General features: G+C 60.9%; 21 protein-coding genes. 11 read left to right on the forward strand and 10 right to left on the reverse strand.

Going from position 1 to position 26,576, the window contains the following annotated elements; translation table 11 throughout:
• The first annotated feature begins 505 nt into the window (after positions 1 to 505).
• The 5 genes from NKI70_RS09590 to NKI70_RS09610 all read left to right on the forward strand — a co-directional run bounded on the left by NKI70_RS09590 (position 506) and on the right by NKI70_RS09610 (position 5,506).
• The gene (locus tag NKI70_RS09590; RefSeq protein WP_352679313.1) at positions 506 to 1,228 is read left to right on the forward strand and encodes a nucleotidyltransferase family protein; all 723 of its coding nucleotides are present in this window, start codon (positions 506 to 508) and stop codon (positions 1,226 to 1,228) included.
• Between the two features lie 47 nt (positions 1,229 to 1,275).
• Positions 1,276 to 2,412, forward strand: coding sequence for a DegT/DnrJ/EryC1/StrS family aminotransferase (locus NKI70_RS09595; protein WP_023675620.1), 1,137 nt, complete (start codon positions 1,276 to 1,278; stop codon positions 2,410 to 2,412).
• Positions 2,409 to 3,083 carry a sugar transferase gene (locus NKI70_RS09600; RefSeq protein WP_023675621.1) on the forward strand — a complete coding sequence of 225 codons (675 nt, stop codon included), beginning with the start codon at positions 2,409 to 2,411 and terminating at the stop codon, positions 3,081 to 3,083. The genes NKI70_RS09595 and NKI70_RS09600 overlap by 4 nt, the downstream gene beginning before the upstream one ends.
• A 74-nt stretch (positions 3,084 to 3,157) precedes the next feature.
• Positions 3,158 to 4,162, forward strand: coding sequence for an SDR family NAD(P)-dependent oxidoreductase (locus NKI70_RS09605; protein ID WP_023675622.1), 1,005 nt, complete (start codon positions 3,158 to 3,160; stop codon positions 4,160 to 4,162).
• Positions 4,163 to 4,243: 81 nt separating this feature from the next.
• Positions 4,244 to 5,506, forward strand: a complete 1,263-nt coding sequence (locus NKI70_RS09610) for a polysaccharide biosynthesis/export family protein (RefSeq protein ID WP_352699395.1) — start codon at positions 4,244 to 4,246, stop codon at positions 5,504 to 5,506.
• A gap of 24 nt (positions 5,507 to 5,530) precedes the next feature.
• Here the strand turns inward: NKI70_RS09610 and NKI70_RS09615 are convergent, their stop codons facing one another.
• Both NKI70_RS09615 and NKI70_RS09620 read right to left on the reverse strand, forming a co-directional pair.
• On the reverse strand, positions 5,531 to 6,829 hold the full coding sequence (locus NKI70_RS09615) for an HlyD family type I secretion periplasmic adaptor subunit (RefSeq protein WP_352699397.1): 1,299 nt from the start codon (positions 6,827 to 6,829) through the stop codon (positions 5,531 to 5,533).
• A 242-nt stretch (positions 6,830 to 7,071) separates the two neighbouring features.
• Complete coding sequence (locus NKI70_RS09620) at positions 7,072 to 8,823, reverse strand: type I secretion system permease/ATPase (protein WP_352699399.1); 1,752 nt, start codon at positions 8,821 to 8,823, stop codon at positions 7,072 to 7,074.
• Between the two features lie 404 nt (positions 8,824 to 9,227).
• Here NKI70_RS09620 and NKI70_RS09625 point away from each other — a divergent pair, with 404 nt between their 5' ends.
• Positions 9,228 to 9,920, forward strand: a complete 693-nt coding sequence (locus NKI70_RS09625; protein ID WP_352679306.1) for a N5-glutamine methyltransferase family protein — start codon at positions 9,228 to 9,230, stop codon at positions 9,918 to 9,920.
• 99 nt (positions 9,921 to 10,019) lie between these two features.
• On the opposite strand, the gene NKI70_RS09630 is transcribed toward NKI70_RS09625, so the two are convergent.
• The 8 genes from NKI70_RS09630 to NKI70_RS09665 form a co-directional block, all read right to left on the reverse strand.
• Positions 10,020 to 10,286 carry an acyl carrier protein gene (locus tag NKI70_RS09630; protein ID WP_023675628.1) on the reverse strand — a complete coding sequence of 89 codons (267 nt, stop codon included), beginning with the start codon at positions 10,284 to 10,286 and terminating at the stop codon, positions 10,020 to 10,022.
• 56 nt (positions 10,287 to 10,342) lie between these two features.
• Entirely contained in the window at positions 10,343 to 11,899 is a 1,557-nt protein-coding gene (locus NKI70_RS09635; RefSeq protein WP_352724528.1) for a class I adenylate-forming enzyme family protein, read from the reverse strand.
• Positions 11,896 to 13,917: an asparagine synthase (glutamine-hydrolyzing) gene (gene asnB / locus NKI70_RS09640; protein ID WP_023675630.1), complete on the reverse strand. Its 2,022-nt coding sequence runs from the start codon at positions 13,915 to 13,917 to the stop codon at positions 11,896 to 11,898. The genes NKI70_RS09635 and asnB overlap by 4 nt, the downstream gene beginning before the upstream one ends.
• Before the next feature lie 3 nt (positions 13,918 to 13,920).
• Positions 13,921 to 14,904 carry an NAD(+) synthase gene (nadE, locus tag NKI70_RS09645; RefSeq protein WP_352699493.1) on the reverse strand — a complete coding sequence of 328 codons (984 nt, stop codon included), beginning with the start codon at positions 14,902 to 14,904 and terminating at the stop codon, positions 13,921 to 13,923.
• On the reverse strand, positions 14,901 to 17,639 hold the full coding sequence (locus tag NKI70_RS09650; RefSeq protein WP_502897781.1) for an AMP-binding protein: 2,739 nt from the start codon (positions 17,637 to 17,639) through the stop codon (positions 14,901 to 14,903). The genes nadE and NKI70_RS09650 overlap by 4 nt, the downstream gene beginning before the upstream one ends.
• Positions 17,640 to 17,892: 253 nt before the next feature.
• Positions 17,893 to 18,141 carry a hypothetical protein gene (locus tag NKI70_RS09655; protein ID WP_156937305.1) on the reverse strand — a complete coding sequence of 83 codons (249 nt, stop codon included), beginning with the start codon at positions 18,139 to 18,141 and terminating at the stop codon, positions 17,893 to 17,895.
• Between the two features lie 486 nt (positions 18,142 to 18,627).
• Complete coding sequence (locus NKI70_RS09660) at positions 18,628 to 19,527, reverse strand: proline iminopeptidase-family hydrolase (RefSeq protein ID WP_023675634.1); 900 nt, start codon at positions 19,525 to 19,527, stop codon at positions 18,628 to 18,630.
• Between the two features lie 173 nt (positions 19,528 to 19,700).
• Complete coding sequence (locus NKI70_RS09665) at positions 19,701 to 20,426, reverse strand: LuxR family transcriptional regulator (protein ID WP_245274646.1); 726 nt, start codon at positions 20,424 to 20,426, stop codon at positions 19,701 to 19,703.
• A gap of 299 nt (positions 20,427 to 20,725) precedes the next feature.
• On the opposite strand from NKI70_RS09665, the gene NKI70_RS09670 reads away from it, so the two are divergent.
• The 5 genes from NKI70_RS09670 to NKI70_RS09690 all read left to right on the forward strand — a co-directional run bounded on the left by NKI70_RS09670 (position 20,726) and on the right by NKI70_RS09690 (position 26,513).
• Complete coding sequence (locus tag NKI70_RS09670) at positions 20,726 to 22,399, forward strand: ABC transporter substrate-binding protein (protein WP_023675636.1); 1,674 nt, start codon at positions 20,726 to 20,728, stop codon at positions 22,397 to 22,399.
• A gap of 107 nt (positions 22,400 to 22,506) precedes the next feature.
• The gene (locus tag NKI70_RS09675) at positions 22,507 to 23,535 is read left to right on the forward strand and encodes an ABC transporter permease (protein ID WP_352576404.1); all 1,029 of its coding nucleotides are present in this window, start codon (positions 22,507 to 22,509) and stop codon (positions 23,533 to 23,535) included.
• A complete protein-coding gene (locus NKI70_RS09680) occupies positions 23,535 to 24,509 on the forward strand; it encodes an ABC transporter permease (RefSeq protein WP_352699403.1) in 975 nt (324 codons plus the stop codon). The genes NKI70_RS09675 and NKI70_RS09680 overlap by 1 nt, the downstream gene beginning before the upstream one ends.
• Entirely contained in the window at positions 24,499 to 25,524 is a 1,026-nt protein-coding gene (locus NKI70_RS09685; protein ID WP_352576408.1) for an ABC transporter ATP-binding protein, read from the forward strand. Before NKI70_RS09680 ends, NKI70_RS09685 begins: the two co-directional genes overlap by 11 nt.
• Positions 25,521 to 26,513: an ABC transporter ATP-binding protein gene (locus NKI70_RS09690; RefSeq protein WP_352576410.1), complete on the forward strand. Its 993-nt coding sequence runs from the start codon at positions 25,521 to 25,523 to the stop codon at positions 26,511 to 26,513. Before NKI70_RS09685 ends, NKI70_RS09690 begins: the two co-directional genes overlap by 4 nt.
• Positions 26,514 to 26,576: the final 63 nt, after the last annotated feature.

Raw genomic sequence — 26,576 nt, forward strand, 5'->3', positions numbered from 1 at the left:
ACCCCAACGCCTATCTGAATGGATTGAACGGTAATGGCCTGAAAGTCGTGGCCATCCACTCGTCGATTCATCCAGCCGACGCTGCAGCACCCCCAACACCGCAAACGCCAGATTTCTAATATAATCTTAAATGACGGGAAACGCTCCTCTTTTTTTGCCCCTTGTGAGCGAAACCCGCCGAACGTCGTCGAATATACGTTCTGACCTTTTGGACAGCTGACAGACCGGCCGGTCGTTCAGCAGTGCTATAGGTCTAAAGATATAGAACAGCAAAACGGCTGAATTGTTACCATTCGAATGCACGACGACATCCACCCTGACGGCCACATACCATCCAGATGCAATGTCCGGATCAGGGGACAGTGGAGAAATCTCACCGGTCTTCTACGGGAAATCTCACCGGTTCTTCTGAGGGGACAAGAACGCGTTTCCCGGGTGCTGACCAGGGCAGGATAGCCGGCCCGTGACGATAGCGTTCAGGCCGAATGAACAAGGGAGGACCAGGATGAAAGCGGTTATTCAATGTGGAGGAATGGGAACACGCCTCCGCCCCTTCACTTCGGTCTTGCCGAAGCCGCTCATGCCGATCGGCGCACGGCCGGTTCTCGAGATGCTTCTGAAATGGTTGCGACGCAACGGCATTCAGGAAGTTTATATTACAACCGGGTATCTCGGCCACTTGATCCGCACCGTGTGTGGAGATGGCTCGCAGTGGAACCTGAAAATTCGATATACGCAGGAGATGGAGCCGCTTGGCACCATCGGGCCACTGTCTTTGATCAGGGATGAACTGACGGAGCCATTCATCGTTCTCAATGGCGATGTCCTCACGGATCTAAGCCTCAGTCGATTTGTAGCAGCGCACCGTAAGCACACCGATCCAGTGACGATCGCAACAGCCTGTCGCCTGATCAAGATGGATTTCGGCGTCATCGACGAAGTCGACAATACCGTGCAGGTCTTTCGCGAGAAGCCGACGCTTTCGCATCTGGTCAGCATGGGAATTTACTGCATGAACCCGGATGTTCTGCAGTTTATCCCATCCGGCATACCCTTTGGGTTCGACGACCTGATGCTGCAGATGATGCAGAACGGCACAACCGTGCACGTGTACAAACATGAGGGTCTCTGGCTCGATATCGGGCGCGTCGACGATTTTCAGAACGCACAGGCCATTTCCTGGGAAGACCAGTCGGCCTCGATCGAGGTCACTGCGACGGCTGCATGATGAAGTCACGAGCCCGGTTCCCACAGTTATCAGTCTAGGAGGTTGTGATGCTCTTGGTCAGTGCCCCGATCTTGGGTGTGCCGGAGAAGACTGCTTTGACCAAGGTCATCGACAGCGGCTGGCTGACCATGGGGGAGCAGGTACGAGCCTTCGAACAAGCTTTTGCCGACGTTCATGATGCGGAGGATTGCGTCGCGGTCAGTTCTTGCACCGCAGCGCTTCATCTCATTTTGCACGCACTTGGCATCGGACCGGGCGACGAGGTGCTGGTGCCATCCTTGACGTTCGTGGCGACCGCAAATGCGGTCCTCTATGTCGGTGCGACGCCGGTTTTCGTCGACATCGAGTCAGCCGACGTGCCGCTGATGTCGATCGTGGAAGCCGAAGCGAAATGCACGGCCCGCACCAAGGCAATCATTCTCGTTCATTTCGCCGGCTACCTCGCCGATCGGGAACAATGGCAGAGGCTCGCCCGTGCCCGGGGGCTGCACATCGTCGAGGACGCGGCGCATGCGCCGGGCTTGAAGGAGGTGGGGACATTTGGTGCCGCAGCCGCCTTCAGCTTCTACGGCAACAAGAACATGACCACGGCGGAAGGCGGGGCTGTGATCGCCAGGGATGCCGGTCTGCTCGAGACAATCCGCCAGGCGCGTGGACATGGGATGACCACCGGGACGCGTCAAAGGCTGAACAGCCGCACCCCTCAGTATGATGTCACCATGCTCGGATTCAACTATCGCATGGATGAATTGCGGGCTGCGATCGGACTGGTCCAGCTGCAAAATCTGCAGGAGTGGAATGAGATCAGGCGTATCCTGGTCATGCTGTATCGCCGTCTCATAGCGAAGCATTGCCCGGCCGTGACCATCCCATTCCACGAGCCGCGGACGTCGGCCTACCACATCATGCCTATCCTTTTGCCACGTTACGCCGACAGGCAAGACGTCATCGACGCACTGCGCGGGCAAGGGATACAAACCACTATCCACTACCCGCCGGTGCACCAGATGACGCTCTATCGTGAGCTCATTCCCGGTACTCACTTACCGCGCACTGAAGATTTCGCGCAGCGCGAACTGACTGTACCGCTGCATCCGCAGATCACCGCGCCATTGGTCGAATCGGTAGTCGTCGCTCTTGCCGCGGCGGTCAATAATTGCGCCCAGACAGGAACAGCCGCATGAATGCCCTGGATCTAGCCATTCACCGGTCTAACGTCTCGAGCGCCGCCCATGGGTCTGCGAGACGAGCAATCGATCTTGTCATTGCGGCAGCCGCGGCGATCGTCTTCGCCCCGCTGATGCTGCTGATTGCCGTGGCGCTGCTGCTGGAAGGCGGGCGGCCCATCTTCTTCACACAGACCCGCGTCGGGGCCGGTGCTCGCCCATTCCGCATGTACAAGTTCCGCAAGTTCAGCGTTCAATGCGACCCCGGTGGCTTGGCTCTGACCATGGCCGATGACAGCCGCATGACGCCGATAGGACGGTTCCTCGCCGTCACCAAGTTCGACGAACTGCCACAGCTTTGGAACGTCTTCAGAGGCGAGATGGCAATCATCGGACCACGCCCGGAGAGCCTTGCCTTCGCCGATTGTTTTCGCGGGGGCTTCGAAGACGTTTTACAATACAAGCCAGGCTTGCTGGGTCCAGCCCAGGTTCTCTTCCGGCATGAAGCCCGTTTCTATCCGCGATCGGTGGACCCGCTACTGTTCTATCGCCAGGTTCTGTTTCCTGCCAAAGCCAGGCTCGACCTTTCCTATTATCCGCAGCGCACGATCGGCTCCGATGTTGTGTGGATGGTGCGCGGCTTGCTGGCGGTGCTTGGCGTGGTTTCGCCGCCGCCGATTGGACCTTGAGAGCAGGTGGGACATCCGCGCTCTCGTGGATTTGCAAAGTCAGTGCCTCACGTCATAGGGGGAACGCTTGGGTCATGGCATACAAGGGCAGGAAAGTTCTGGTTACGGGTGCCGACGGGTTCATCGGTTCTCATCTCACCGAAGCACTCGTCCGCAGCGGCGCCGACGTCACCGCGCTGGCACTCTACAATTCCTTCGACAGCCACGGCTGGCTGGACGATTTGCCCGACACCATACGACGCCAGTTGAATCTCGTCCGCGGCGATGTTCGCGACAGCGCGTTCCTTAACCGGATCGTGCGTGGCCAGGCGGTCGTGTTTCATCTCGCCGCACTGATAGCTATCCCGTATTCGTATGCCGCTGCCCAGTCCTATGTGGAGACCAACATCCTGGGCACGGTCAACGTTCTCGAAGCGGCGCGCCAATGGGAGACGGAGCGTGTAGTGCACACTTCGACAAGCGAGGTTTACGGCACCGCGCTGACAATGCCTATCAGCGAATCCCACCCGTTGCAGGGACAGTCACCATATTCGGCATCCAAGATCGGCGCGGACATGATGGCGGAGTCCTACGCCAGATCGTTCGACATCCCCGTGGTCATCATGCGGCCCTTCAATACGTACGGCCCGCGCCAGAGTGAGCGGGCCATCGTACCGACCATTATACGCCAGGCTCTCGACAAAAAATGCCCGGCGATCATGGTGGGAGACACAAGCCCGATCCGCGATCTTACTTTCGTGGAAGACACCGCGGCGGCGTTTTTGACCGCAGGTTCCGCCGAGCTCGAATTTGGCCATGCCTACAATGCCGGAAGCCAGCGCGCTGTGACGATCTCGGACATATTGGATCTGGTGATCGAGTTGAGTGGCTGCAAGAAACCAATCCACCGGGACGAGCGCCGCCTGCGGCCGCAGAATTCCGAGGTGCGTGCCTTGCTGGCCGATTCTTCGCTCCTCGAAAGCAAGACTGGATGGCGTGCCCAGACCAGCCTGCGCGAAGGCTTGGAGCGGACCATCGGATGGTGGCAAGGGCGCCTCAGCGAAGGCCGGGTGCGACACGAAATGGGTTACATGACATGAGCTTTCGCCCGGGAGGATTGGCTCCGCTGTTGATTGCGGCCGCGGTATCGCCGGATTCGAGCCAGAAGGAGATTGTCGCCCATGGTCCTCGTTGATCGAATCCTTATTGTCGTGCTCGGCATGCTGGCTGCCATGGATACGGCTGCTGCAGCGGAACCGCGGGTCGCCTATCGACTTTCTGCCGGCGACACCGTCGAGATTGGAATTGCTTCCATCCCGGAGCGAACGCAACGTGCGGTGGTCCAGATGGACGGCACGATCGCGCTTCCCGAAGTCGGTATGGTTTCGGTGGGCGGCTTAACTCCGGCTGAACTGCAAACGCGCATGCAGACGATCTTGCCGACCAAGATATTCCACCAGCGTCTGCCTGATGGGCGGGAGCAAATGATCGTCATCAAGCCGACAGACGTGACCGCCGTGGTTGCGGAGTACAGGCCGATCTATGTGACCGGCGACGTGCTCACTCCCGGACAGCAGGCCTACCGCCCGCTGATGACCGTGCGGCAGGCGATTGCCGTGTCAGGCGGTTTCAGCCTTTTGAGGTCCCGGGCAAACCAGGTTGGCCCAGATCCGGTGGATCTGCGGCGCGATTACGAGTCGCTTTGGGGGGAATATACGAGAGATTATTTTCATAGCGCCCGCATCCGCGCCGAACTTCAGGACAAACCGACTTTCGACATGCGGCCACCACAAGGATCTCCCTTGCCGGCAAGTTTTGCGTCGGCGATCGCGCAGGCTGAAGCGGAAGGGCTGAAGCTCTCGTTGGACAACTTCCAGCAAGAGCAGGGCTTTCTGGATAAAAGCGGCAAGGATGCCGCCGCACAAACCGAGACCTTGCTCAAACGCGAGCAGGCCGAAGCGGATGGGGTGAAGGCGGACGAAGACGATCTGGCGCGCGTAAGGAAAGCGTTTGAGTCCGGAAATCTCACCAACAACCGGCTCGCCGACGTTCGGCGCGCTTTGGTTCTCTCTTCCAGCCGGGCACTCGAAACGTCGGTTGAGCTTATGAGAGCACGACGTCAGCAGGACGATTTTGCCAGACAGCACGAACGCAATGACAACCAAAGAAGGATGGGTCTGCTGATCGAGTTGAAGGATACCAACGTGCGCCTTGCCGACGTCAGCGCAAGGCTTCGCGCCGCCAGCCAAAAGTTGCAGCCCACGGGAGCTGCCGCACTGCCGTTGCCGGTTGCCGGCGAGAAGGTCCAGGCCGAGGTCACGATCATTCGCAAGGTCGGCGAAGAATGGCGAAAACAGCTTGCCCAAGAAGACACCGAGGTCATGCCGGGAGACACGATCGAGGTCAGATTCAGCAGCGCTCTCGAAAATGCGGCGACCCGATAGATCGGGCCGCGTTTCGCAACCGCTTTACTGCCTGAAGGCCCTGGAAAACTGGTCGGTAAGGGGCTTCATCAAGTAGGACCAGACACTGCGCTCGTCGGTTCTTATGTGGACTTCGGCGGGCATGCCCGGTTTGAGTATTTTCTCTCCTGTCAGGCACGTCGCTTCATTCTCGACGTCGATGCGCGCCGAAAAAAAGGAAAGCTGGCGTTGCTGATCCTTGATCAGATCCGCTGAGACGCGCTTGACCGAGCCTTCGCAAGCAGGTGTGGTGCCGGCGTCGAACGCTGGAAAGCGGATCGACACCTGCTGTCCGGGATGAATCTCATCGATACGCGACGGAGGAATGGAAGCGTCGACGACAAGGTTGTCGGAATCGGGCACAATCATCATGAGCACCTCTCCTGCGCCAATCACGCCTCCTACGGTATGGACCGAGGATTCTTGTACTGTGCCCGATTGCGGGGCACGAATGTCTGTCCTGCTGAGTTCGTCTTCGGCCACCACCTGGCGCTCGCTGAGCTCGGTCTGCTTGGCTTCGGTTTCGCGAAGTTCGTTGGTCACGTCGCTCCGCATTTGTTCGTCGAGCTGAAGCACCTGCAGGTCCGTTTCACTGATGTGAGCTTGTACCTCTGCTATCGCTGCGACAAGGCGTCCCGATTCGCCGCGAGCCCGGGTCTTGTCCAGGCTGACATTGCTCAACCTCTCCTTGGACACCAACTTCTTTGCGTAGAGAGATTCGACATCCGCAAGGTTCTTGGTCAGCAGATCCAGAGACTCGTCCGTTGCGGACTGCTGCGATTTGAGGCCATCGATCTGACGTTCCAGCTGCTTCGCGCGGCTTTGTAATTGTGCCTTCTGGCCAGCCAGCGCCGCAGCACGGCTTTCAAATAAGGCACGCTCGCCACTGACAAGTGCCGCCACTTGCGGGTCGCCCATTTGAGCGCGAAGGTCGGGCGGGATCTGCATTTCCGGCAGACCCTGGCGCTCGGCCTCCAGTCGGGCCAGACGAATGGTGGCGCGATTGAGGTCCTCGGTGATTATCTGCAGGTTTGCTCGGGTCAATGTGTTGTCCAGCCTGACCAACACATCGCCGGCCTTCACATGATCGCCGTCCTGCGCGAAGATTCCGCCGATGGTGCCGCCGGTTTGATGCTGGACTTTTTTAATGTTGCTTTCGACCACCACGGTTGCGGGCGCAATCACCGCGCCGGCAATCTTGGTCAATCCCAACCAGAGCCCTCCGCCAAAGATCAACAGCAAGCTGGTTGCCAGGCCCAAGAGCAGATTGGCCCGGATGCCATCCGGCTCTGGCTTCGTCTCCAACGAACGGCTTTCGCCACCGGCTGCGACGTATGACGACACGGCAACAGCAGAGCGATACCTCGCATATGTCCGGCTGCACCTTTGTGCGGCGGAACGACAATGTGCTGCTAGGCTCCGGACCAGAGTACCCCAGGGTAGATTGGCTCGAATCCCATCCGGCTCCGGCTTCTCCCCGGTCGGCTGGCCTTCGCCGCCAACCGCAGCATATGACGACATGGTCACGTTAGACACTAAGCAATACCTCACGCATGCCCGCTTGCACCGTGCTGCAGCGGAACGACAATGTTTGGCTTGTCCGGGCGCGGGAAGGGCCGGATCACATTTGCCAGAACGTCTTCGCGCGAGCCGAACGAATGGAGCATCCCGTTCGACAGGACGAGTACCTGATCGATGTTGACGAGAGCGGAGGGGCGATGCGCAACGACGATCACGATACCGCCGCGCTGACGCACTGCCAGGATTGCGCCGGCCAAAGCAGCATCACCGTCTGCATCCAGATTGGAATTTGGTTCGTCAAGAACGACGAGGAATGGATCGCCGTAAAGTGCCCTGGCAAGCCCGACGAGCTGCCTCTGCCCAGCCGAAAGGGCCGCGCCGCCTTCTCCGATGCGTGTTTGAAAACCCTGCGGAAGACGCATGATCATCTTGTCCACGCCCGCAGCCTTGGCAGCTGCCAGCACGCCTTTTGCGTCGCGCTTGCCGCCGAACCTCGAAATGTTATCGGCGATCGTCCCGTCGAACAGCTCAACGTCCTGCGGAAGGTAGCCAATATGAATGCCGAGCAGTTCTGAATTCCACTGATCGAGCGAGGCGCCGTCCAATCTTACCGTGCCACGAAGCGGCTTCCATGCCCCGACCAAAGCGCGCACGAGCGTGGTCTTGCCGGAGCCGCTCGGGCCGACGACCGCCAACCCTGCGCCTCTCGCCAAGCGGAAGCTTACATTGAAGATGGTGGGCTTCTGCAGGCTTGGTGGCGCGACGGTCAAATCCTCGACCGCAAGCTCAGCCTTCGGGCCGGGCAGTTCCATTGGCTCTTGCTGGCTATCAAAAGCATCCAGGGCTGCCGACAGCTCGGTATAGCTTTTGCGGGTTGCCAGAAACCCTCTCCAGTTTGCGATCGCCACATCGACCGGCGCCAGCGAGCGGCCCAGCAATATGGACGATGCAATGATCACGCCAGGCGAGGCCTCGCCGCCGATCACAAGGTAGGCACCAAGCCCTAGCACACATGATTGCAGGGCCATTCGGAGCGTCTTCGACAGTGAGCTTGCTGCGCCGACGACGTCGGAGAGCCGTTCCTGGTTCTTCAGATAAAGATGACTGACCTCGTTCCAGCGCCGGCTAAGCGGGGCGGAAAGGCCCATCGCCTGAACAACCTCTGCGTTGCGGCGGCCGGAGTCGGCCAGAAGCCGCTGCGCTACGAGTGTCTCAGATGCACGAGCCGCAGGTTTGCGGCCGATGATCTCGGCAACCACCGTCAAAAACACAACGGCACATGCCCCGAGCGTTGCCAGCACGCCAAGCGCGGGGTGCAGCAGATAGATGACCACCATATAAAATGGTATCCAGGGAGCGTCGAATAAGACTGTCGGCCCAAGCCCGGAAAGAAAGCCACGTAGCTGGTCCAGATCACGAAGCGGGTGTACCCGGTTCGCATCCGGCCCGGCGACGAGGGGCAGGGAAAGCGAGGCTGCGAACGCTTTTTGCTGCAGATTTCTATGCAGGCGGCTGCCGATGCGGACCAACAGGCGAAGCCTCACGAAATCGAGGAGCCCATAGGCCGCGTAAAGTCCCAGCATCCCGACTGTAAATCCGACAAGAGTCGGCACGCTCTGCGAAGGCAGCACGCGGTCATAGACCTGGAGCATGTAGACGGAGCCGGTCAAGGCGAGGATATTTATCAATGCCGAGAAAATGCCTACGCCGACGAGGCCGTGCACACAGCCGAACATTGCGGAGCGGAGATCGAGCGAGCGCCCTTTGGTCGACTTCATGATGTGCGCTCGTTGACGCGAAATTGCCGCGCAATCTCGTCGATTCTTTCGATGAGGGACAAACTTTAACCTTCCGGGAAGCAGCAGCCCCGCCCCGCTGCTGAACATTACGAATTGCTTACATACGTGCCTTCTTTGATTAAAATGTAGCAAAATCGTGACGCCAGGCTGAGAATTCGGCAACTGGCTCGCCAGGCTGGGGATAACCGGGTCGGGTAAGGAGATATTCCTAATCATGACACGGCGCAGAAGCTTATGGTCATCTTTGTAGCATCAAGGCTTCAAAGCGTCTGGGGAGGGATCGGTTTTGATTTTGTCGATCGAGAGTTAAACGGTTTTGAGATACACTTCATCGGTACGCAATTGTCGGCCACCAACGCCGGCTAAATCGGGAGGCGAGTGTCGTGAGCGAAGAGATCAACGTTGCCGATGCCTACGGCAGGGGGCGCAGCACCTTCATGGGATTGCAGTTGCTGGTCTCGCCCGGTGCGCTTGTTCCTCGGCCGGAAACGGAACTGCTCGGCAAGGCCACTCTCGATGTCCTGAGCCAACTGAACCTGCCGGTGCCTCGCGTTGTCGACATGTGCTGTGGGGCGGGCAATCTGGCGTGCGCCATCGCGCACCACGCTCCCACCGCGCGCGTGTGGGCAAGCGATCTTACCGACGGATGCGTGGAGGTCGCGCGCCGCAACGTCACCCATCTTGAAATCGAGGACCGGGTAACGGTGCTTCAGGGCGACTTGTTCAGCGCCTTCTCAGGGTTGGAGCTCGACGGCACGATCGACGTGATCGTTTGCAACCCGCCCTACATTTCGGAAAAACGGCTCGAGGGCGACCGTTCGCATCTGGTCGAGCTCGAGCCGCGTGAAGCATTCGCAGCCGGCCCCTACGGCCTGAGCATCCACATGCGGGTGCTCAAGGAGGCGCCGCGCTATTTGCGGCGCGGAGGCATCCTGCTTTTCGAGGTGGGGCTTGGCCAGGACCGGCAGGTCATGAGTTTGCTCGAGCGTTCCAAGGCCTATGAGAGTATCCGGGCAGTCACCAACCAGGCCGATGAGGGCAGGGTGGTTGTGGGACATACGAGGGCGCAGGCGTAAGCATCGCAGCCGCGGCAGGTAGACGCGCTGTCGCGGCTAGAAACGGCCGGGAAGTTGAAACAGAGTTGCGCGAGATTTCGGCGATCAGTTTCTCTTGCGTCAGTTTCTCTTGCGCATGACGTATTGCGCAATTCCCTCGATGGAATCGAGATTCTCCGGCAGCAGCTCGCTGTCTTCAACCGTGATGCCGAAGGTCTCCTCGATGAAGCCGATAACCTCGAGCACACCCGTCGAGTCCACGATGCCCTGGTCGAGGAGCGAGGTGTCGCTCTCCAGGCTCTCGGGATCGGCTATATAGAAATTCGAAGCCAGGAAAGCGCGAATTTGTTCGCTGCAGGTATCGGTTCTATCCTTGGTAGATAACATTGATTTCGCCTCCGGTACAAAAGATGAATGCTGATCAACTTCGCCCTGGTACCGACTCATGACAGGGCCGTTTTTTTTAGCTTACCCGTGTCGGTCATCGGCAGACTGGGTACGATGACGATGGACTTCGGAACCATGAAGTTTTCCAGCCGTCTCTGGCACTCTTTCTGCAACTGCTTTTCACCGATCATGCTTCCCTGCTCCATCACGACAAATGCCTTCACTGCTTGCCCGAGCAGCTCGTCCGGAACGCCGATGACCGCGGCTTCCCGTACGCCCGCAATGTTCATCAACACGTTTTCCACCTCCTTCGGCGCTATCTTCTCTCCGCGCGATTTTATGATCTCGTCGCCGCGACCGACGAAGTAGAGGTAGCCCTCGGCGTCCATCCGGCAGTAGTCGCCGGTGTATAGGACCTGCTCGCCCGGCAGCGGGCCGGGCTTGAGCTTCCTGGCTGTCGCCTCCGGCTTGCCCCAATAGCCCTTCATCACCGTCGCTCCGCGGATGACGAGCTGACCAACGATGCCGGGGCCGACCCGCCTGTCATGCTCGTCGACAATCCACATTTCCGTATTGGGGATGGCGATCCCGACGCTCGACAGCTTTCGCTCCAGATCCTCCGGCGGCAGGTAGGTGCAGCGCTTGCATTCGGTAAGGCCGTACATCGAATAGATGCGGGCGCCAGAAAACAGCTCCTGCAGCAGGAGAATGTGCTTGAGCGGCAGGGCGGCCGCAGTATTCGTGACGTAGCGAATACTCGAAAAATCCTGATCCCTGAGAGACCTGAGCTCCCCGAGTGCGGCGAAGATGGTCGGTACGCCGGGAAAACCCGTCACCCTTTCTTGCTTGATCAGCCCAAGGATCTGCGCCGGGAAGGCGAACGAGCGCTCAAGCACCAGCCGGGCGCCCGCACCGAATGCCATGATCATCTGGTAAAGACCGTAGTCGAAGGCGAGCGGCAGGACATTGAGGATCACCTCGTCTTCGGCAAGCGCCAGGTATGAGGAAATCGAGGCGCACGCGGCGATCATGTTTCGATGCGTCAGCATCACGCCCTTGGGCTCGCCCGTCGAGCCGGACGTATAAATGATCGCAGCGAGATCGATGTCGATGCAGCGGCGCGAGGGCGGCGTGCTGCGGGCTGCCGCGACCGCGGCGTCCCAGCGCACAGCATGCGGCAATTCTTGCAGGTCGCTGTGTTCGATCGGCCCGGAGACGATCATGCGGCGCAACGATGGGCAATTCCGCGCCGGCTCCCTGAAAATCGAGTGCAGGTGTTTGTCGGTGATCAGTGCCGTCGGGCGGCAATCGTTGAGCAGATAATCAAGCTTGTCGCTTTTGGTGAGCGGATTGACGATGCACACCACGGCGTTGGCCTTGAGCACCGCCCAGAACGCAATGACGGCCTCGACAGTGTTGTCGGCGAAGACCACCACGCGATCGCCACGCGCAATTCCGGCATCGGTCAAATGGTGCGCTATGGCGTTCGAACGCATATCGAGATCGCCATAAGTGACACGTTGATTGCCGCACACCAGGGCCACCTTCTCGCCGAGCCGGCTGGCAGAGTGGGTGAGATAGTCATGCAGGAGCGGTACGGCGCCATGCATCATGCGAGCACCTCTTCGCGGTGTTCGCGGTCGATATCGATGCTGAGCTTGAGCGTGCGAGCCCCACTTGGAAGGCTCGCGATAAATTGCCGATGAAGAAGCTGCGTCGACAGCACCCCGACAAGCGCCATATTGTCGGAGTTGGACAGGTCGCCGTCGCCGGCGCTGGCCTGGCACTTGTTCAGGAGCCGGGTAACCGACTTGGGATCGAAGACGTTCGCTTCGCGCAGCGCCGCCTCCGAAAGTGCTTCGCGAATGTAGGCCGGAGCGCCATCTGCGACAAAGCAGAGCGCGTTGGGGGCCCGGTAAGGCTGCTTCTTGCGGGTGACGATTTCCGACGGCACGATCGGTTGCGCTACGCGCTTCAGCACATGCTTTTCATCGAGCACGCGCAGCTTGTAGGCGGCAGGAAGCGAATTCGCGAGTCTCACGAGTTCATGATCGAGGAACGGGAAGCGCCCCTCGACGGAATGAGCCATCAGCATTCTGTCCCCTTGTGAGGAAAGCAGGTATCCCGACATCAGCGTCTGAATCTCTATGTACTGGTCCTGCGCAAGAGAGCCCCATCGCGAAAACTCCGGCGGCAGGCGGGCAAGCAGCTCGGACACGGCGTTGCGGCGCTCCGTTTGGGCGCGCATGTCTGCCGAAAACAGCCGCTTGATGGCGCTTGTGGTACGCCAGCGCGTGCCATGCGCAAAACCAGGCGCGTCACAGGCGTGGATGTCGCGCCCGAAGAACTGGCGTGCCATCGCCTGCTGCTGCACCGGCGAGCGGCTGAGATAGGGATAGAGGCGCTCCAGCAGCCGCGAGCGTCGCGTCGAGGCGGGCTGGCGTCCCCAGAAGCGGCGGACCTTGCCCTCGCGGAACAAATCGTAGCCGGCGAACATTTCGTCGGCCCCTTCGCCGGTCAGCACGACCTTGATGCCGTGCTGGCGCACCAGTCTCGAGAGCAGGAACAGCGGCGCCGGCGCGGTCCTGAGGATTGGCCGCTCGGTGTGGTAGATCACCTCAGGGAAGATGCCAGCGATATCGCTGCGCGAAACAACCACCTCATGATGGTCACTGCCGGCCACGCCGGCAACCAGGCGCTGGAAATGCGTCTCATCATACTCGGCGTCGGCAAAACGCAGCGAGAAAGTCTGGAAGCGCTCGCCCGCGAAGCGTCTCCCCAGCGTGGCGACCAGCGAGCTGTCGAGCCCGCCGGACAAATAGCAGCCGACCGGCACGTCGGCGCGTACTATCCTGAGCGCCGTCGCGGCTTCCAGGGCGCTGCGCACTTCCTCCACCGCGTCATCAAGCGAGCCGGTGAATTCATCATCGCCGGGTCCGTCAACCTCTGGATAGTCAGGCTTCCAAAAAGCCCGCTCCCGGACGACGCCGCTGTCATAAATGCGGACATGCCCCGGCGTGAGTTCGCTTACTCCTCCAAACACGCCTTGTGGCGGCGCGACAGTCCAGAGTGTGAAAGTCTGATCGATGCCGGCTGGATCGAAGGCGCGGGGTATATCCGCATCGGCCGCGAAAATGGCCTTCACCTCGCTGGCGAAGTAAAGCCGTCCGCCATGCTCGCAAAAGTGCAGCGGGCAGATGCCGAACCGATCCCGCGACAAGACGAGACGACCTGCCACGGAGTCCCAGATGGCGACTGCCCACTGCCCATTCATTCGCTCGAAGGCGGCCTCGCCCCAGGCATGATAGGCATGGACGATGACCTCGGTGTCGCTGCGTGTGCGAAAGCGATAACCGAGCGCGACCAGGTCTTGTCGCAGCTCGACGTAATTGAAGATTTCGCCGTTGAAGACGATCCACATTGTGTCGCCCGCGCCGGCGAGTGGCTGCTGGCCGCTTGCGAGATCGATGACGGACAGGCGGGCATGCGCCAATCCCGCACGTCTGTCCCGGTAAAGGCCGCGTTCGTCCGGGCCGCGATGCGCCAGCGCGCCCGCCATGCGTATCAGCGCATCGCGGGAAGGGGGCGCCGCTGCGGCGCTCAGCGACACAATTCCGGCGATGCCGCACATCGCCTAGCCCTCGCCCATTGAAGAGGACACCAACGGCCGCGCGTGAAGATAACGTGCGGCGCGCCGCTTGCTGTCGATATCCTTGAAAACCTTCTGGACCTGCATCACGGTGAGGCCGGTTGCCTCGGCGACGTCTTCGTCGGCGATCCCATGGTTCAAGCCGTAGAGGCACAGATCCATCAGATAATAAGGAAGCGCGAAGTAGAACTCCTCCTGACTCTGCGCCATCGAGAAGGTGTCTGTGGTGGGCGGTCTGCGCCGGACCTCTTCCTCCACCCCAAGATATTCGGCCAACTGGTAGACCTGGGTCTTGTAGAGGTGGACGATTGGCATCAGGTCGGCAATTCCGTCGCCCTGCTTGACGAAGAAGCCCTGGTCGTACTCCAGGCGGTTCGGCGTGCCCGCTACCGCGTAGTTGAGGCGGTCGGCATGGTAGTATTCGGTCATCTTGCGCAGGCGCTGCTTGTAGTTGGTTGCAGCGACGATCTGCAGATAGGCTGCCGACGGCAGGCGCACCGTGTCGGTCCTGCCCTCGGGGTCCTGAACCGTGAGGCGCGTGATGTTGAGACCGTTGCTCTCGAGAACCGAGGCGAGCACCAGCTTGCATTTCCAGCCGTCCCCATATTCGGGAACGACGGTCTGGATTGCTTCGGTCTGCCGTCTATAGGCGCCGATCGCTTCCAGGGCCGGCGTTATATCCTCCAGGATCGTTTCGATACCAAGGTGTGCGGCGACAATGCGGCCGAGCCTCAGTGAGTCGCCGGAGGAATGGCGCTCCGGCATGAATATCCCGAGGACCTTGCCTTTCCCAAAGGCGCGAACACACAACGCCGCAACGACGGAGCTGTCGATGCCGCCTGAGAGGCCGACAACCACCCCTCGACGTCGCAGCGTGCCGAGGACCTGCTGGCCCAAGATCTGGACGATGCGATCGACTTCCGCGCCAGCGTCGAGCACCAGGGCGTCTTTGCCGAATGTTGAGATCAGGTCGATGGCTTGTACTCCAGTTTGCGAGACTCGATTGGCGAATAGGTTTTCGCCACCGCTTTCTCGATAAGGGGACGATTGGTGGTAAGGTGAGGCTCTACAACCAGATCGATGTGGCTGCCGACGATCGGAATCACGTCCAGATGGGCGAAGACGCTATCCCAGCCGATTGCCAGAGGCATTCCGGGTCGAGCACAGCGGAACAGGGTGCCTGTGATCGGCAGAGCCGGCTTTGGCTCGGCCACCCACTGGAAGAAGGCTTGCGCGCGCAAAACCTCTTGCAGTTCCAGTTTGGTTCTAAAGCTCGTCGCGTTGAACTGTCCTTGAGCGAAGCGGTCGAGAAACTGGACCAGTTGTGCCTCGCGCTTCATTGCCACGGCGACTTTCGCGAGGGCGCGGCATGCCATCCGGTAAGCGGACACGCGGTTGGTTCGGATTCGATTGAATGTGCGCGTAAACGTCTCCCAGCGGGCGCTTCGCTCCCCGACGAGGCTGGTGTCGAGGATGCCGAGGAACTTTACGGTTCGCCCCGCTGCCAGCAGCCGCGCCGCAACTTCGAAGGCAACAGCGCCGCCGAGCGAATGGCCGAGAAGTCGTACATGGCCCGAGGGTTGGGCGCGGCGGATCTGGTCGACGGCGGCGTCGGCCATATCGGCGAGGCTGTCTTGTCCGCGCAGTATCATAGCCAGGGCCGGATACCTGATCGGGGCAACGCGGGTCACCTTGCCCATCGCTGCTGCAAAGGCTGCAAGGCTCGGGCCATAGCCGACGGACCCCGGGAACAGAAAAAGAATGGGAGGGTCGTGCTTCTGGGCGCGCGCGCTTTGATCGCCTGCCTGGGCGGACACGACCGCCTTGACCATTTGCTCCAGGCTCATCCCGACGGTGAAGGCCTCAAGGCCGAGTTCCTGCCCGATGGCGCTTTCGATTTCCATGACGCAGTGCAGCAGCTTCAGCGAATCTCCTCCGGCGTCATCCCAGCGTCCTGCCGCCACGCGCGTATTGAGAATGCTGGTCCATGCCCGCTGGACAACCTGCTGCGCGGTCAGCTTGCCTCGCGGCTCGAGCGGACGCGCGGTCGCCGCTGTCTCTCTGGCTGAAAGATCCATCTCTGCAAGTGTCGTGATGTCGACTTTGCCGCTCGGCAGACGCGGAATCTCGGCGATCGTGTGCAACCGCAAGGGACGCAGCGGCGGCGGCAGATTGGTCCTGACAAGCTGGCGAAGCTCGTCCGAAAAGGTCGCTTCGGCCGAGCGCCGAGGAACAGCAAAGGCGACAAGCTCATTCGCGGCCGTCACGATTGCCACGGCATCCGCGACAGAGGGTGGACAACGCAGCACCCGTTCGAGTTCGGCTGGCTCGACGCGTCGACCGTTGATTTTTACCTGGCGCCCCTTGCGACCGACGATGTGCAGTAGGCCTTGATCATCAAGTCGAACGAGGTCACCTGTCGCGAAAATCCGAAGGCCTGGATCGTGCGGGTCTGATGTTGCCGGCACAACCGCCCCGTCCTCCCAATGGCCAAGCAAGACATACGGGCTCCTGATCAGAAGCTCTCCGCTGCGGCCCGGTTGAACGCGGCGGCCCGCTTCGTCGACAATTGCGAAGGTGATTCCAGGCAGCAGCCAGCCAACTGGAACCGAATCTCCATGCTCTGGCCAGTCTCGCGGCAGGAACCATTGCGAGCCGGTGGTCTCGGTTGACGAGTAACCGATCTGGATAAGGCACGTATCGGAGACGGCCTTGCGCAGCAGGGCGATGTCGGTCCAGGGCACCTTCTCGCCACCGATCCGGGCGACTCTGAGTGAATGGAACGCTTCTGCAGGTCCGTCTGCCATAAGCGCGCGAAGCAGTGCCGGCACCAGATAGGTGATTGTCACGTCTTCGGATCGCACCAGGCGTTGAACGGCGCGCAGGCCGACCGCTTCGACTTCGACCAGATGCAAGGTGGCGCCGGTGAGAAGAGCAGCAAGAATCTCCCGGCACCCGGCGATTGTGGCGGGTCCGGTCAATGGCAGGAAAACATCATCCGAGTTGATGTGGCACGCATCGACATATTGCTGGACCCGGCACAGCAAGCTGCGCTGGCTGTTAACGATGCCTTTGGGCCGGCCCGTACTCCCTGACGTATAAAGCACGATGGCGGGCGCATCGACCGAGACGGAATAAGAACGAGGCACTTGCCCAGCCTGCGAGGCCGCACTGGTCGACACATCGATCCAACTGACCAGGTGGGGCAATCCATCGGGTCGGACATTGCCCTCGCCCAGGACAGCTGAGAGCCGCGCCCCGGCCACGATTTCAAGGATACGCGAGCTAGGATCTCGCGCGTTGAGTGGCACCGAAGGCCGCCCAGCCGTCATGCTTGCCAGCATGGCAATGGGATACCAGGCCGAGTTGGCCTGAAGAATCCCTATCGCCTGTCCGTCTGGGACGGTCGCCGCGATCTGGTGGGACAGCGTCTCGACTGACCGGAGGAGCTGGGAATAGGTCAGACGATTGGCGCCGTCGCTGATTGCAAGCTTGTCGGGGTACTGGCGGACGACATTTCTCAGGTGATCGAAGGCCGCAATGTTGGTAAAATCGACGCCCAATCTTTGAAATGGGCGCAGTACGGGACCACCCTGATCCAGTGCGTATTGTGGGACACTGGACCAATTATCGGAGGTCGTTGTCTGACAATCCACCGCTAGATCCTGATCCGCGACTTCTGATCCCAAATATGCCGAAGACATGAGTTGCCTACGCTAAGATTAGGGTCACTTATCGCCCCCCGCCCCAATCTTTTCATCGATCATTCTGATGATGCCCTGATCTTCCCTCAAGGGCGCTTGGTTAGTCACTTCGCCTGTTTCGCAAGCCGCCGGCCGAGCCAATCATGCCGGGCTCGCTGGCTGTTGTGGTGCGCATGACACGGACACATGCCAAGGCGGGCTCGAAGACCAAGGTGGGGTCGAAGATGGAATTGCCGCTATTCAGGCATATTGCCTATTCGGTGGTTCTTCCGGACGACACCGGCGATGCTTCGGTGTCGGAATAGCTGCCGGGGACGAAACAATAGGCATAGATCTGTCCCCGATTTTCGTCGGTCACGCGGATCCAATCCTTTTCCCACGTTCGGAAGGTAATACGCCCGCCCGTCATCATAGCTGCGGCTCTGAACGGACTCGGCGCGTTGACAACGCGCACCGAGATAACATCGTCGCCGTCCATACGCTCGACGAGATACGTCTGCATGAAAGCCTCCCCATGCCCCGCTAGATCACCCGCACTTTAACGCCGGCTAATGAATTCGGTTGCAACTGCTTGGCGAAACTTTGGGTCCGATACTTTCCGTACCCACCGGCAACTTGGTCCTCCGTATCCGTCAGGTTTTTCAGCGACGGGATGCCAGTTCAGGGGAGGGCAGGCTGATTGCGGCCATGCCGGCGACATGCCAATCTGCGCCGCAACGTTAGGCCCCTGCCTCCGCGGGCAATGGAAAAGGCGCTCGAATGGGCTCCTTTATGCTGTCCGTGATCTGGCATTCTGCCCGTGATTTGGCCTCATCGGACGACCCTGCAGGCCTTTGCGGGACATCCACATAGCGTGGCGTCGCCATCACCGAGGCATAGCAATGTGCGTCGGCAGAGAAATGGGACGGTTCGAGGTTTTCTGAACCTGCCTCACGACGACTGCGTCGTGTCGACGATCCGTTGGAACAGAAGACCTGGCGCTGGAACGTCAATCGTATTTGGCCAGGAAGCGCCCGACGGCGCTGAGGCAGTCGTACTTTTCCTCCACATGCGGCATGTGGCTGGAATTCGGGAAGACCAGGCCTTCAACGTACGGGATAAGATCCAGAAAGGGCTGGACGCAGGCCTCGGTCGCTTCGTCGTAGAAGCCGCGGAAAACCAGGGTCGGCGCCTCGATCCGATGCAGGCGGTCGACGATGGTCCAATTCCGCATCGTGCCGATGACGTGGAACTCATTGGGACCGTTCATGGTGTGATAGACGGTCGGATCTTCCTCGATTGCCGCAAATGTCCGGGCGACCTCTGGCGGCATCGGAACGACGCGACAGACATGACGGTCGTAGAAAGCCTTCGTCGCCGCAACATATTCGGGGTGATCGGTGGTTCCCGCCGCTTCGTGCCGGTCGAGCGCACTTTGCACATCGGCTGGCAACTCGGTGCGCAATTGCCGGGCTCCTTCCACCCACAGCGCCATCGAGGCCAGCGAATTGGCCAGGATCAATGCCTTGAGCCCCTCAGGGCGGCGCACGGCGTGCTCGGCCGAGAGTATGCCGCCCCAGGACTGGCCGAGCAGGGCATAATGGCCGGCAATGCTGAGATGGGCGAGCAACGCATCGAGTTCGCCCAGGAAGAAATCGACGGTCCAGAAGTCGCCGCCCTTGTCCGGCAGATGGGTCGATTTGCCGTTGCCGATCTGATCGTAGTGGATGACGGCTCGCCCGGTTCCGGCAAGCTCCTTGAATGAGTCCACATAGTCGTGGGTGCAGCCCGGTCCACCATGAGCGACGACCAGGGGCAGCTTGCCCGACCCGAGGTCCCCGGTCACACGGTACCAGGTGCGATAGCCCTTGTAGTCGCTAAATCCTTCGGTGATCGCATGTGCCGTCACAGTCCAAGCTCCGCATCATGGCGCGGCAGGAGCCACTTTGGTGCACCCCTCCCAAGCCTTGTTTGCGGCCGACGGTACTAAGCGGCCCAGCGCATTTACAGCTAGCACTTTTTATAGGTTCGCCGGTTATGGGTTTGCCCGAGGCAAGGCCGATCCCCCGCAGGTCGCGAGCCTCAATGCTCCGGTTCGAGCAGCCGGTAATGGGCGGCGAGCGCGATGGCATGGAAGCGGTTGCGCGCGCCAAGCTTTCGCGTCGCCGCGTTGAGGTGCAGCGTTGCGGTAGGCACCGCGCGGCCAATCTCACGCGCGACCTGCTTGGCCGTCAGTCCGGCAGCGGCCAGGCGCAGGCACTGACGTTCGCGCGACGTCAGATGGACATGTTGGCAGGTGCGGATTCCGGCGTCGAAACCGGCGTAGGCGGAGTCATGCAGCAGATGACCCAGATCTCCGATCTCGGCGATCAAGGGTCTGGCTTCGAGCTCGAACCCGGCCTCCGGATCGGCACGGATCGCGGTGAAGGTGGCGAGATCGCCGCCGGCAAGGCGAATGGGTACGGTGACGCCGCAGGTCATCCTGGTGTCAAGCAAATAGCTGACCACAGGATCGTGCTTGGACTGGAGCACGCGCTGCATGACGGTGCTCTGAACGCCGCTGTGCGACCAGAGAAACGGTCTCGATACGGTGAGCGCGGCCTCCTGCACCGGGTCAAGCTGATAATATCCGCCCTTGCACCAGAGATCCTGCATGTCGCGCGGCACGTTGCGCAGAGCCATCAACGAGGGCGTGATAAGCTCGCCCTTGTGACTGACCGGCACGGGCGTATAGTCGTAGATGAACGCGGTGAAACCGATGGGCTCCAGCACCTCCGTTGCCACCGCCATGGCAGCGTCGATGCTCATTCCGGTTTGGAACCGGCTCTCTAGATCGCCTGGAAGGCTTTGCATCGGGCAAGCTTACCCGCTGATGATTGCTTGTCAAATAGCCATGTCGGCCGGCTGCTCAACAAATAGGCGGGGATAAGCCTGTCCGACCCTATCTATCTTAATAGCTATCCCGTCCGGCTTCGCTCGCCGTAGTCTTTTGTGATTGGGCCAAGTAGCGGACACCGTTCGCAAACCCAGACTGTTTCAGCCGCGCAATGGTCGATCGATCGGGTTCAGCGCGGCAAAAGCCGACACGCCTCCATGAGGGAATAAATATGCGACCCCAAAAAGCATTTGCAGCGTTGATACCCTGCCTGGCTCTGCTCGGCGTGATCATGATGTCGCCGGCAAGCAGTGCCTTGGCCACCGAGGGCAAGCCAGGCGGCACACTCCGACTGCTGGCCAATGCCGCGGCAGGCACCGCCGATCCGCACATCAACTACACGCTGCAGTATTTCCAGATCAATTATGTCCTCTACGATGGCCTGGTGACCTACAAGAAGGCCGGGGACAAGACTGGCTTCGAAGTCGTCGCGGACCTGGCGGAAAGCCTCCCGCAGGTCGAGAACGGCGGCAAGACCTACGTCTTCAAGCTGCGCAAGGGCATCAAATTCGCGGATGGCTCGGATGTCACCACGAAGGACGTGGTGGCTTCGTTCCAACGCATCTTCAAGATCAGCGGGCCGACGGCCGGGACCTTCTACAAAGGCATCGTCGGCGCGGATGCGTGCTTGAAGGCCCCCGCTGCATGCACCCTCGAAGGTGGCCTGTCGGTCGACGATGCGGCCGGAAGCATTACCTTCAACCTGGTCCAGCCGGATGCCGAGTTCCTGCAGAAGCTGGCCGTTCCACACGCGTCGATCCTGCCGGCGAGCGCGCCGCTGAAGGACGCCGGCACCGATCCGATCCCGGGTACCGGACCGTACATGATCGCCAGCTACGACCCCAACAAGCTAATGAAGATTGTGCGCAATCCTCACTTCAAGGAATGGAGCAAGGAAGCGCAGCCGGCCGGATATCCGGACGAGATCGACTATGAATTCGGCCTTACCGACGAGGCGGCGGTGACGGCGGTCGAGAATGGCCAGGCGGACTGGATGTTCGACCCACCGCCGTCCGACCGTCTCGCCGAACTCGGCACCAAATATGCCGCGCAGGTCACGGTTCACCCGCTGACGGCAATGTGGTATGCGCCGATGAACACCAATCTGGCGCCGTTCAACGACATCCGCGTTCGCCAAGCCGTGAACTTCGCGATCGACCGCGCCGCGATCGTCAAGCTGTTCGGCGGCAGCAATCTGGCGCAGCCGGCCTGTCAGATCCTGCCGCCGGGCTTCCCGTCATTCGCAGCCTATTGCTCGTTCACTGCCAATCCAGGTGAGAAGTGGTCGGCGCCGGATATGGACAAGGCCAAGCAATTGGTCGCGGAATCGGGAACCGCAGGTCAGGAGGTGACGATCATCACCGAGGACACCACGGTCTCCAAGGCGATCGGCGTCTACCTGCAGGATGTGCTCAACCAGCTTGGCTACAAGACGTCGGTCAAGCCGATCTCGCAGAACATACAGTTCACCTACATCCAGAACACCAATAACAAGGTGCAGATTTCGATCTCGCAATGGTTCCAGGATTACCCGGCGCCATCGAATTTCCTGCAGGTCTTGTTCAGCTGTGCCTCGTTTACGCCGGGCTCCGACGCCTCGGTCAATATTTCGGGGTTCTGCGACAAGTCGATCGACGCATCGATGGACGAGGCAGAGGCAGCCACCATCGCCGATCCGGCCAAGGGCGCGACACTCTGGACCGCCATCGACAAGGCTGTGACGGACAAGGCTCCGGTCGCTGTCCTGTTCACGCCAAAGCGCGTCGATGTGATCTCTTCCAGGCTGAAGAACTTCACCTTCAGCCCGCAATTCTACTGGATTGTCAGCCAGTCCTGGGTGGAATAGCCGACCGGAGCCAATGCGACGGAGTGCCGCTGGCTCTCCGTCGCATTTCCTTTTCCGGCGGATCAGCGCATCTTCCAGGCCGCGATTTTTCCCAGGCAATCCTGTTCATGGTCAATGTCATTGCGGACCAGCCTGCCATCCCGGTTCGCCGGGCCACCGATGGCCCGTGGCGCACCGCTTGGCGCAAGCTGAAAGGCGATCGTTCGGCAATATCTGCCTTCGCCGTGCTCGTCGTCATTGTGATCGCCTCGCTCGCGGCGCCGCTTTATGCGCGATACGTCTCCGGCACCGATCCATTTGCGACCAATCTCAATGGCGAGATCGTCGTCGATGGGGTGACCCAGCCGGTGCTGCAGCCCTCCACCGAAGGCCTTGGCCTCGGCATGACGCCGGTCGGGCCGACCTGGCGCATCGGCCCCTATATGCTCGGTGCCGACAACCAGGGCCGTGACGTCGCGGCGCGGCTGCTTTACGGCGGACGGGATTCGCTGTTGATCTCGGGTGCTGCAGCCGTGCTGTGCCTTGTCCTCGCGACATTCCTGGGGGTCGTTTCCGGCTTCTTCGGCGGCATCGTCGACATCGGCCTGTCGCGCATTCTCGACGTGCTCTGGGCTTTTCCGATTTTCCTGTTGGCGATTTCGTTGTCGATCGTGCTGATTGCGCAGAGTATCCAGATCGGTCCGTTCGAAATCCGCTCCGGCAGCCTGTGGCTACCGGTCTTCATCATCGGCATCGTCTATGTGCCCTATGTGGCGCGGCCGATCCGCGGCCATGTCCTGACCTTAATGCATGCCGAATTCGTCACCGCTGCGATCGGCCTTGGCGCATCGCCCTGGCGCATCCTTTTGCGCGACATCATGCCCAATGTGGTGACCCGCATCATCGTTTTCGTGCCGTTGATCCTGGCGCTCAACATGATGACGGAATCCTCGCTGTCGTTCCTGTCGATCGGCGTGCAGCCGCCGGATGCCAGCTGGGGCACGATCATCCAGGACGGCCAGGGCCTGCTCTATTCGCGGCCGGTCGTGGCACTGGCGCCGGGGCTAGCCATTGTGATCACGGTGCTGGCCCTAAACATTCTGGGCGACGGCGTGCGCGACGCGCTCGATCCGAAATCCTCGCCGAGGGGCGTCTAGTGGTTGCCGCGCTCGGCTTCCGGCTTGGCCAGATGATGCTGGTTATGTTCGGTATCAGCGTCGTCGCTTTCCTGATCTTCTTTGCGACGCCTGGCGCTGATCCATCGGCGCGCATTGCCGGCCGCAATGCTTCGCAAGAGACGCTGATCCAGGTGCGCCACGATTTCGGTCTCGACCGGCCATTGCCGGTGCAATATGGGCTGATGATGAACCGGCTTTTCGTCAGCCGCGATCTCACCTCCTTCGTCAATCGCGGGCAGCGCGTCATTCCGACCGTGATAAGCGCCATTCCCGTGACGCTGTCGCTGGTCGGCGGCGCGGCAGTGCTGTGGGTGCTCGGCGGATTGATCGTCGGTGTGATCGCAGGCGCAACGCGCGGTACATTCATTGATCGCGCGCTGATGATCCTGAGCCTGGTAGGCGTGTCGATCCCGGTCTTCTGGCTGGGCGAGGTCGCCAACCTGCTGACGCAAAGCCGCTGGCACGACAGCTGGCTGTTTTCCTGGGTTCCTCCGCTCGGCTACATCCCCCTGACCGAGAATCCCTGGGGCTGGTTCAAGGCGCTCGTCATTCCGTGGTTCACGCTGGCAACCCTTTATGTCGGCCTCTACGGCCGGGTGCTGCGGGCAAGCCTGATCGAGATGATGCAGGAGGATTTCATCCGCACCGCCCGAGCCAAGGGGATCGGCGAGCGGCGGGTGGTGCTGCATCATGGCCTCAGGACCTCGCTGGTCGCATTTGTTACCATGTTCGGCCTCGACTTCGGTGCCCTGGTCGGTGGCGGCGCGCTGCTGACCGAAGTGGTCTTCGGACTGCAGGGCGTCGGAAAACTGACCTACGAGGCGCTGCAGACGCTCGATCTGCCGATGATCCTTGCCACGGTGATCTACGCCGCCTTCTTCGTGGTGATGGCAAACTTCGTCGTCGACGTGGTCTTCGTCATAATCGACCCGAGGGCTCGCGATGTCGGCTGATGCTCCTCTTCTGGTGGTCAAGGACCTCACCGTCTCCTTCCGCAGCGACGAGGGCCTGGTGCGCGCGGTGGGAGGTGTTTCGTTCTCCGTCGAGCAGCGCGAGATCGTCGGTGTGGTCGGCGAATCCGGTTCGGGCAAAAGCCAGACCTTGCTCGCCATTATGGGGTTGATCGACAGCCCCAACGCTATCGTCTCCGGTTCCATCCGTTTCATGGGACGGGAGCTGATCGGGCTCAAGCGGCGTGCGCTCGATGCCATTCGCGGCCGCCAGATCGCGATGATCTTCCAGGATCCGATGTCTGCGCTCACCCCGGTGCATACGATCGGCAACCAGATCGGCGAGCAGGTCCGCGCGCATGAAAAAGTGTCGGCGAAAGCGGTACGGGCGAGGGCCGTGCAATTGCTGGATGCGGTCGGCATCGCAAATCCGGATCGGGTCATCGACAGCTACCCGCACCAGCTTTCCGGCGGTATGCGCCAGCGCGCGGTGATTGCCATGGCGCTCTCGTGCAACCCGGCGCTGCTCGTCGCGGATGAACCGACTACAGCCCTCGATGTTACCGTGCAGGCGCAGATCCTCGAACTGATCGGACGATTGCGCGACCAGTTCGGTTCCGCTGTGATCCTGGTCACGCACGATCTTGGCGTCGTCGCCGAAGTCGCGGACCGGGTACTGGTGATGTATGGCGGACGCTTTGTCGAGGAGGGCGGCAAGAGCAGCGTGTTCCGGGCGCCGCTGCATCCCTACACATGGGGCTTGTTCGGCTCGATCCCGCCGATGGAGGGACCACGTCCAGCCCGGCTCGCTGCCATTCCGGGAATTCCGCCATCGCTCTCCAACCTGCCGAAAGGCTGCGCCTTCAGCCCCCGCTGCGCCTTTCGCCACGACGCCTGTCTGGTTCAACTGCCGATCATGCAAGGCGAGAGCCATCGCGCCGCGTGCCTGTTGCCGGAGCCTACGCGCAGACAATTCGCTGCCCAGAGGCCTGGCGGCGTGGTGGAGATGCAACGATGAATGCCAGGCCACGCGAACGTCCGCTGCTTCGTGCCGGCGACCTGTCGAAGCGCTATAGCGTCGGCCGCTCGATCTTCCCGGCGCAGCGCCGGACCGTGCATGCGGTTGATACGGTGTCGCTCGACATCTGGCCCGGGGAGACCCTCGGCATCGTCGGCGAGTCCGGTTGCGGCAAATCCACGCTTGGCCGGTGTCTGGTGCGTCTGACCGAAATCAGCTCGGGGTCGCTGGAATTCGAGGGCCGCGACATCAGCGACGCCTCCCAGCGCCAGCTTCGTCCGTTGCGGCGGCAGATGCAGATGGTCTTTCAGGATCCCAGCGCTTCGCTCAATCCGCGCCGGCGGGTCGGCGATCTGCTGGCCGATCCGTTCCGCATGCATGAACGCCTCTCGGCATCGGAAATGGCGGACCGCGTGGCCGAGCTCCTGCGCCGGGTCGACTTGTCGCCCCAGCACGCATCGCGCTACCCGCACGAATTCTCCGGCGGCCAGCGCCAGCGTATCGGCATCGCCCGCGCGCTGGCGCTGCGGCCACGGCTGATCGTGGCCGACGAGCCGGTCTCGGCGCTCGACGTGTCGATCCAGGCGCAGATCGTCAATCTGCTCGCCGACCTGCGCGAGGAGTACAACCTGACCTATGTGTTCATCGCCCACGATCTTTCCGTGGTGCGTCAGATCTCGAGCCGTGTGGCGGTGATGTATCTGGGATCGATCGTGGAGAGCGGGCCGACCGACGAGGTCTTTGCGGCGCCCAGACACCATTACACCGCGGCGCTGCGTTCCGCCGTGCCGATACCCAGCATCGACCGGGCGCGGCGCGGCCGGCTGGTGCTCAAGGGTGATCTGCCCAGCCCGATGAACCCACCCTCGGGGTGCCGGTTCCACACCCGTTGCCCAGCTGCCACCCCGATCTGCCGCAGCGAGCGCCCGCTTCTCCAAAGCATTGGCGAGGGCCGCCTGGTCGCGTGCCATCATCCCGCCGACGGTTGACTAGGGGAATTCTCGTTCAACGATATCGGATCAGGACCGTTCAGCCGCAATCGTCGCTTCGGC

Source organism: Mesorhizobium sp. M0500 (assembly GCF_040321165.1).
GTDB lineage: Bacteria > Pseudomonadota > Alphaproteobacteria > Rhizobiales > Rhizobiaceae > Mesorhizobium.